The organism is Noviherbaspirillum suwonense, assembly GCF_900182955.1.
Lineage (GTDB): Bacteria > Pseudomonadota > Gammaproteobacteria > Burkholderiales > Burkholderiaceae_D > Noviherbaspirillum_A > Noviherbaspirillum_A suwonense.
Genome location: NZ_FXUL01000052.1, coordinates 1 through 8,441, shown reverse-complemented (window position 1 = coordinate 8,441; position 8,441 = coordinate 1). Strand labels below are relative to the sequence as shown.

The following is an 8,441-nucleotide window of genomic DNA, read 5'->3' as shown; positions in this document are numbered from 1 at the left end:
AGCTAACGGCCCGCGCACCGAGATTGCTGATTGATTTTAGGGCAGCCAAACAGCAATTATTCCGCTATCGCGGCTGCATTTATTAAAGCTTGAGACACAAATCACACGGCAAAAGCGGACATTTCAACTTAGCCGGGAAGCGGACATCTGAACTTTGCTTTGACATTTGAATGTAGCAGCCAAGTTGTGATCCCCGCCTTTCCCTGATGCAACGTATCGTCGCGGCTTACAGAGAGATCGCCAAGAACTACACGCTGGTAACATCACGATGCCGATGCGCGCACTGGATCGCTTAGAAATCATTCAACGAGTCGTCGACCGGCGCCCCAAGGCTAGAGTGTCGGCCCATCCGGCTCGAGTTGACTAAAGGCGTAGTCCGACGATTGGAACGCCGTGCCCCGGTTTAAAGTACAGTTAGTCTGATCCCGCGACACTGAACCAGACTAAGAATCATTATGTCGATGAAGAATTCACGCACCTTTGAATCTAATGCCAGGGCGCGCTCCACAGATGACCTGCAAATTAAAACGCTTCCCACTTTTCGGTCCGCACTCCTGTCTCACCTGGAAGCCGTCGAATCAATTTGGAAGCAAGCAGCGAGCGCTGTGCCGCCGGCCCTTTCGACAATGCTGCACTTTGCCGTGGCTTGGAGCGTTCAACGGTGCGAGCATTTCCCTCTGCACCCACAAGCCTGAACATGCCTACCGTCACGGAAAGTTCGCTTGCCTGTTCACGTAGTGATTCAGCAGCAGCCGCAGCTTCTTCAACGAGTGCCGCATTTTGCTGGGTCACCTGGTCCATTTGCGCAACAGCCTCGTTGACTTGCTCGATGCCGATGCTCTGTTCTTTACTGGCGGCCGTGATCTCATTCATGATGCCGTTGACCCGCTTGATGCTGGTGACAACATCCTTCATGGTGGCACCGGCCTGTTGCACAAGGCGGCTGCCATTGTCCACTTCGCATGCGGAATCGGCAATCAGTGCCTTGATTTCCTTCGCGGCAGCGGCTGAGCGCTGGGCCAGATTACGCACTTCGCTGGCCACCACCGCAAATCCTCTGCCATGTTCTCCAGCGCGAGCCGCTTCCACGGCCGCGTTAAGGGCAAGAATGTTGGTCTGGAATGCTATCCCGTCGATGACAGCGATGATGTCGCTGACCTTTCTGGAGGAATTGTCGATCGATTGCATCGAGGTCACCACCTGCAGCACTACCTGACCACCCTGCTCTGCAATATCGGCGGCCGATTGCGCTAGTTGATTCGCCTGACGGGCATTATCTGCATTCTGGCGTACGGTCGACGTCAGTTCTTCCATCGCTGACGCGGTTTCCTCCAACGAACTGGCCTGCTGCTCAGTGCGGGACGAGAGATCCAAGTTGCCGGCAGCGATCTGGCTAGACGCCGTTGCAATCGTGTCGGTTCCGCTATGGACTTTGGTAACGATAGTGACCAGGTTCTCATTCATCTCTTTCAATGCCTGCATCAACTTGCCGGTCTCATTCATGCTGGTGACCTCGATCCGGCTTGTCAGATCGCCCTTCGCGACCTGCTGTGCAATTTCGACTGCGCGCTTGATCGGCCGCGTAACGGAGCGCGCCACAAGCAAGCCGATCACAAACAGGAGACTGGCGATGGCGGCTGCGATCAGGAAAGCATACTTTGCCTGCTGCCAGACTGCCGCATCGACGGTGTCGATGTACACGCCCGATCCAATCACCCAGCCCCACGGCACAAAGCCCTTCACGTAGGACACTTTCTGGACCGGCGCTTCATTGCCGGGCTTGGGCCACATGTAGAACTCGAATCCAGCACCCTGCTTTTTAACGATATCCACCATGTTGACAAAAAGGGGCTTGCCGGTCGGGTCCTTGTTGTCGGAGAGGTCCGTTTTATCCAGCGCCGGCTTAATCGGATGCATGACCATCTTTAGCGCCATGTCGTTGATCCAGAAGTACTCGACATCGCCGTCGCCATAGCGCATGGTCCGCACGGCATCCATCGCGCTCTTCTGGCCCTCCTCCAGCGACATCTCGTTCCTTTCCACACGGCCCTGATAGTAGGCCAGCGTGCCGTACGCGGTTTCGACAGCCTGCTTCACGCTGGTTTCCCGCTCTTTCAGCATGCCGTCCCGTTCCTGGACCAGGAGAAAGCCGGTCACAAGCAGTACTCCGATAATCGCATTAATGGTAAGGAGCAGCAGCTTGTTGGCAATCGTGATGCGGCCAAACAGGCTGGCACCCGATCCTTGGGTGGAGCTTTTCATAATATTTCTCGCGCTGGATTGGTTTCTAGGCAGAAATATTACCACCTTAATCGTTAAATAAAGCGATTTTAACGAATTTAATTGAATTTATCATTTTTCGCCCTCGCTGACCAGGAGATGTCGCTTGATTCTCGGCGATAAGCGCGGCGAGGCTGGCAGGTTCTAACACCATACTTAACGACTTGGCGATTGAAACAGCCCTTCATCGCATTGATACAGCCGACGTCGAAGCAATCTTGAAAGATGCCAACCGGTCCGTTTAGGCTTTCTCCAGGTTTCTGGCGAGCCAGGCGACGGTTCCTTCCTTGACTAGCGCAGCATTTCGCTGCGTCATCCTTGGTTTCAAGTGGCGATTATCAGTAGTTCGGTCGACTAGCGCGCCAGCAAGTCGCACGCGGAGCCTGCCCAAGGCCGCTACGTTGAATGTTGATGATTTTTACCCTGAATCGCTGGTAATGGACGATTGCCAACTGGACAAGGCTGCGCCGCAGACGATAAATGCAAGACTGATGAGCTTAATTATCGGCTTAGCAATTTATTGTTTTCTGGATCTGCCCTATGGTACCGCCTGCCATCCGGCAAAACGTCATAGTCGCGCGCAGGGCCAATGCTCCGTTTTTCACATGAACCCAATCTAACAATAATTACTGGAAACTGTGAAGGGATACGTAGGGTTATCGTTTCACGGCTGTGTCCAGCCAGCCCTAGATTTTTCCGGCAATGTTCAAGATCTCAAGTCGCCCCATTCTCGAGTAACCGGACCGGACCTGCCCGACGGTATTGAACAGGGGTCCAATTAGAATTTTTAGACCGAACCGATTTCAGCACTAACCTGCCTTTCGCAACGCTGATCATGCAAGGTGCCTGGGGCTCTACGCTCGGCAGCGTGGAGCGTGCCGTCTCATGCCTTTAAAAATTTAGATAAAGCCCGGATCCACAGGGGACGGGCTTTGGCATTCTGGCGCATTGCCGTGCGAACTGTTGCTGCCAGAGGCAGTGCACCGGATTACTTGGCGTACAGCGGCGAGGCGCCGACGCTGGACAAAGACTCGTCGTCAGCCGGCAGATTCATCTGCTTGCGGCGCATCGGACGCAGAACAAACCATGCCATCAGTGCTGCAGTGGCATTGAGCGCACTGGCGATGATAAACACGGCATGCCATCCGGCCGAGGCGGCGATCACGCTTGACAGCGGCACCAGCAGAGACGCTGTCCCTTTGGCTGTGTACAGCAATCCGGCATTCGCGGTGGCATATTTGGTGCCGAAGGTATCGGCGCAAGTGGACGGGAACAGACTGTAAATTTCGCCCCAGGCAAAGAACACAATACCGGTCAAGATCACGAACAGGACAGGATCGCGGCCATATTGATACAGGCACAGGATACCGACTGCTTCAATCGCAAAGGCGATGAACATGGTCGGCTCACGACCGATCTGGTCGGACACCCAGCCGAAGAAAGGCCGGGTCAAACCGTTCAATACGCGGTCGATGGCCAGTGCGAAGGTCAGCGCCGGCAATACCAGGCCCATGATGTTGACATCGATGTCGAAGATCTCGAAGTCTTTGGCGATCGAGCCCAATTGGGCGGTCGCCATCAGGCCGCCGGCCGCAACCATGACGAACATGGCGTACATGACCCAGAAAACAGGCTTGCGCAATACTTCGCTTGGACGATATTCGCGTTTGGTTTGCTGGACTTTGGCCACCACGCCGTCACCTTTTTTGTGCTCGGGAGCGCGAGTCAGGAACAGCGCGACCAAGATGACGATGATGCCCTGGCCGATACCGAAGTACAGGAAGGCAGATTCGTAGCCGCTGCTTCGGATCATGGACGAAATCGGCACGATGGTAACGGCGGAACCGGCGCCAAAACCGGCAGCGGTCAAACCGGCCGCCAAGCCACGGCGATCCGGGAACCATTTCAAAGCATTGCCGACACACGTGCCATATACCGCCCCGGCGCCGATACCGCTAATGGCTGCCGAGATGTAGAGCACCATGAGCGAATCGGCATACGAGTTCATGACCCAGCCCAAACCGCACAGCAAGCCGCCAACCACCACGACCGGACGTGGACCGAATTTGTCGACGAACCAGCCTTCGATAGGAACAAGCCAAGTTTCAGTCACAACGAAGATGGTAAAGGCAACTTGAATGGCGGCCCGGCTCCAGCCGTACTTGGCGGAGATCGGATCGACGAACAAGGTCCAACCGTATTGCAAGTTTGCAATCATCGCCATGCCGACGATGCCGAGGACTAATTGTGTCCAGCGATAGGATGCTGGCCTGCTGCGTGCGGCTAATGCATTTTGCTGTCTCATGTCTCGCTCTCTTTTTTAATTTAAACCGTAAACATCGGGAATAATTTATTCAAAATATCGGCTGACGGTTGTCTCCTGCACTATTTGGTCTTGAAGGATTTGTTTCGATTTTTTGCAAGGAAAAATTGTTCCGGTCATGCCATTTTTAGGACAAGGCCGTGATAACGTTTTGCGATAATGCGACCGGCGACATTAACCCTAGATGAACAAATCATTAAAAATTGTTAATGTTGACGACCAACCAAGCGCGGCTGCATACGGCCCGATGCACAGCAACACTGGCCGGGGTGCCATACAGCGGCAGAAATGGGAGCAGAAGCGGATGCCCAAGGTAGAACGGCATAAAAAAAGCCCGCAGGCTTTTCAGCACCGGGCTCAACACATCCGTGTTGAACAGATGCGTGAAGACATCGAGCACCATCACACCGGCTACATTAATCCAGCATTCACGCGGCATTAACAAGAATTAATGCCTCGGTAACAGGCCGGCGACATGCGGCGTGTACCGCTCAGACGGAATTGCGTCGTTACGCGTGGGCAGGAATGATAAAATATAAACACCGGCTGTGGCTTGCTGTACATCGCTGGCGGTGATATTCGGCGCTGTTCGGCCGTGGGGTGCTTGCCTGCGAATACCATGTCTGGCGCCGCCCAACACTGCCGTAGAGAGTAATGAACGCCCAAGGTAGTAATGAGTAGTCATGAAAATCTTGATTGTCGAAGACAATGAACGGGTCGCCCGTTACGTGATCGGCGGCTTGTCCGAAGCAGGTCACACGGTCGATCACGCCGACAATGGCCGCGACGGCATGTTCTTGGCGGTCAGCGAACCTTACGATGCTGTGATCATGGACCGCATGCTGCCGGGCGGCATTGATGGCCTCGGCATCATTGCGGCTCTGCGCAAGAATGGCAGCAAGGTGCCGATTTTGATCCTGAGCGCGCTGTCAGATGTGGATGAACGCATCCTGGGGCTGAAAAGTGGCGGTGATGATTATCTGGTCAAGCCCTTCGCGCTAGGCGAATTGCTGGCCCGGCTCGATGCCCTGATCCGCCGTTCGCAGGATGAGCGCACCGAGACCACCTTGGTGCTGGGCGACTTGTCGATGGATGTGCTGTCGCGCAAGGTCATGCGGGGCGGTAAAAGCGTGACCTTGCAGGCGCGCGAATTCAAACTGCTGGAATACCTGCTGCGTCACGCCAATCAGGTCGTTACTCGCAGCATGCTGCTGGAAAATGTGTGGGACTATCAATTCGACCCCCAGACCAATGTGATCGACGTTCATATCAGCAAGCTGCGCCAAAAAATTGATGCCGGCGCCGCCCGTCCGCTCCTGCGCACCATCCGCAGTGCGGGTTACATGCTCAGTGCCAGTGATTAGACCGATGCGCCTGTCCGTCTCCACGCTGGCGTTCAACTATGTTGCCCTGAGTTTCGTCGTGCTGGCCGTGATGGCCACCCCGATCTGGTATGCATGGCGCGAGCTGATCGACGAAGGGCGCACCCAGATCCTGGTGGCCGACATGCGCCGGCTGACCAATGTTTTCAACCAGCGCGGCAAGGACGGGCTGATAGCGGCGATTGAGTCGCGCATCGGCGAGCAGCCTGCAGAAGACGAAAAATATTATCTGCTGGCAGACCCGGCCTTGGTGCCGATTGTCGGCAACCTGCCGGTCTGGCCGAGCGAACTGCCGCTGACCGGGACGGGACCGCTCACCATGGAAATCCGGCAAGGCAACCAGCTGCTGCGCGCAGTACTGGTGCGCACTACCCTTGACGGCGGTTACCAGTTGCTGGTGGGGCGCAATACCGCTTATCACCAGCGGCTGGAACAACTGTTCATGTTTGACCTGGCTGCCGCCACCGGCGTCATCCTGCTGTTGGGAGCATTGAGCGGCCTGATGATACGCCGCGCGCTGCTATCAGAAGTGCACCGCATCAACCTGACCACTTCGGCCATCGTCAAAGGCGATTTGTCGCGCCGCCTGTCGGTGCGCAGCGGCAACCATGAACTCAATATGCTGGAGCAGACCGTCAACCGCATGCTCGACCAGATCGAGCAATTGATCCAGGGCGTGCGCAACGTCTCCAACGCAATTGCGCATGACTTGCGCACGCCGCTGTCGGAACTGCGCTTCGGCCTGGAAAACCTGTCGCGTACGCGTCCTGCGCCGGATCATACCTTTGCCGAAATCGATACCGCCGTGGCCGATGTCGACCGCGTGATCGCCATTTTCAATGCGCTGCTGCGCTTGGCCGAGATCGACACCGGCGCCCGCCGCTCCGGCTTCGTGCAGGTCGATCTTGCCAAAGTCGCCGGCGATGCGGCGGAATTCTATCAACCAGTAGCGGAACTCAAGGGCGTGACACTAACCTGCAACCGGCCCGGCGAACTGATCGTGCCAGGGGACCCTTTGCTGCTGGCCCAGGCGATTAGCAACCTGATCGACAATGCCTTGAAATTCGTACCGGAAAAAGGTGTCGTCAGCATAACGGCGATACAGGAAGCAGACCTCGCCATCGCGGTGACGGTGGCCGATGATGGCCCGGGAATTGCGGATGAGGAAAAATCCAAAGTGACCGAGCGTTTTTACCGCAGCGATGCCAGCCGCGGCACGCCCGGCGTCGGCCTGGGCTTGAGCCTGGTGGCAGCGGTTGCCAAGCTGCATGGCGGTATTTTCGCCCTGACCGACAATGCCCCTGGCTTGCGCGCTACGCTCACGGTGCCCCATGCGGCATCGCCCCACGTCTTCACACTGAGATCTACGGCACAGGCATCGGGGAGGAGCGAAAGCTAACCCGGCCGCAGCGCTAAAGCCGGGTAGCAGCCCTGTCGATCCAGCCCCGTGGCAGGTCGTGCGCTCCGTTTTACCTCGTGGGCGCGTGGCATTTCACGAGGACGGGCATCACTATTCGTGATGTTACGGAATCAAAGGACCTGCATGAGACCTGAATTGGACTTTATTCAATTTACCGCGACGTTTTAAAACGCAAACCCGGTCGGCGAGGTCTATTGATGAGCATTCCTGCACGAGAGGTCAATCATGTCAACGTTGCCCACCGGGTTGATAGCCATCCGCTGATGGCGACCGAATTAGCGGCACGGGTCACTGTGATTCCAGGGCCTCTCGGGGTTCGCCTCATCGCGCTTACGGCCGCGATCCGTCACAGTGAGTTTGTTTCCTTCCCCCGACAATCGCCGCGCGCCAGGCGAAGCTAGGCCAAGTGGCAATCCTATCCGCACGCTCTATGACAAGGCGGCTTCCCTGCGTCCCTATCCCACGGCGGCGCTGTAGACCGCAACACGGCTTGGAATGGCTGCCGCGCGGATTCCTTCGGCCGTCGTGCAACGTGTGTGTACCGTACCCAAGCTAGAAGAAGCGGAAAAGGCACGCAGGCCATCATCGCGCCCGCATTAAGGCGCTAGCCGCCAAAATGGTACAGCCTTGAACAGAATAACGTCTTTATTCGACAAGCGTGAAGTTTTGCCATAGAGTAACATTCTGAGTCGGTCTTCAGGTCGATTCCGCTCTGCCTGACTGGCACTGCTGCAAATACACGTGTCAACTACCCCGGCCTGAAGGCCAGAGCTTGAAAGGAGGCTGACAAGCTCGGTTGACCAAACGAAGCGGTACTCAACCCGCTACGTTGCAACGAAGTACAAGGCTCACCTTGGAATGCTTTCTAAGTTCCAAGCTCTGAAAGCGGCAGATGCAGACAAGCATAGGGTAAGCACGAAACGGTCTGTCGCGAGGGAGTCATCCTGAAGCTGCGTTGCACCATCGTCGAAGGAAGAGCACCGAAAGGTGCCGTAACAAGGCCCGTAAGGGCAGAATTTTAGGAGAAGGACGTGGC

6 protein-coding genes are annotated in these 8,441 nt (G+C 56.1%); 4 read left to right on the top strand and 2 right to left on the bottom strand.

Translation table 11 applies throughout. From position 1 onward, the window contains the following. Nucleotides 1–522: 522 nt before the first annotated feature. On the bottom strand, nt 523–2,262 hold the full coding sequence (locus tag QOL82_RS28875; protein ID WP_283445777.1) for a methyl-accepting chemotaxis protein: 1,740 nt from the start codon (nt 2,260–2,262) through the stop codon (nt 523–525). 419 nt (nt 2,263–2,681) lie between these two features. Here QOL82_RS28875 and QOL82_RS28870 point away from each other — a divergent pair, with 419 nt between their 5' ends. Further along, on the top strand, nt 2,682–2,900 hold the full coding sequence (locus tag QOL82_RS28870) for a hypothetical protein (protein ID WP_283445776.1): 219 nt from the start codon (nt 2,682–2,684) through the stop codon (nt 2,898–2,900). Between the two features lie 368 nt (nt 2,901–3,268). On the opposite strand, the gene oxlT is transcribed toward QOL82_RS28870, so the two are convergent. Then, nucleotides 3,269–4,585 carry an oxalate/formate MFS antiporter gene (gene oxlT, locus QOL82_RS28865; protein WP_283445775.1) on the bottom strand — a complete coding sequence of 439 codons (1,317 nt, stop codon included), beginning with the start codon at nt 4,583–4,585 and terminating at the stop codon, nt 3,269–3,271. 202 nt (nt 4,586–4,787) lie between these two features. Between oxlT and QOL82_RS28860 the strand changes: the two genes are divergently transcribed. The 3 genes from QOL82_RS28860 (at nt 4,788) to QOL82_RS28850 (ending at nt 7,384) form a co-directional block, all read left to right on the top strand. Further along, nucleotides 4,788–5,045 carry a hypothetical protein gene (locus tag QOL82_RS28860; protein ID WP_283445774.1) on the top strand — a complete coding sequence of 86 codons (258 nt, stop codon included), beginning with the start codon at nt 4,788–4,790 and terminating at the stop codon, nt 5,043–5,045. 241 nt (nt 5,046–5,286) lie between these two features. Next, complete coding sequence (locus tag QOL82_RS28855) at nt 5,287–5,967, top strand: response regulator transcription factor (protein ID WP_283445773.1); 681 nt, start codon at nt 5,287–5,289, stop codon at nt 5,965–5,967. 4 nt (nt 5,968–5,971) lie between these two features. Beyond that, nucleotides 5,972–7,384 carry a sensor histidine kinase gene (locus tag QOL82_RS28850; protein WP_283445772.1) on the top strand — a complete coding sequence of 471 codons (1,413 nt, stop codon included), beginning with the start codon at nt 5,972–5,974 and terminating at the stop codon, nt 7,382–7,384. Nucleotides 7,385–8,441 lie beyond the last annotated feature (1,057 nt).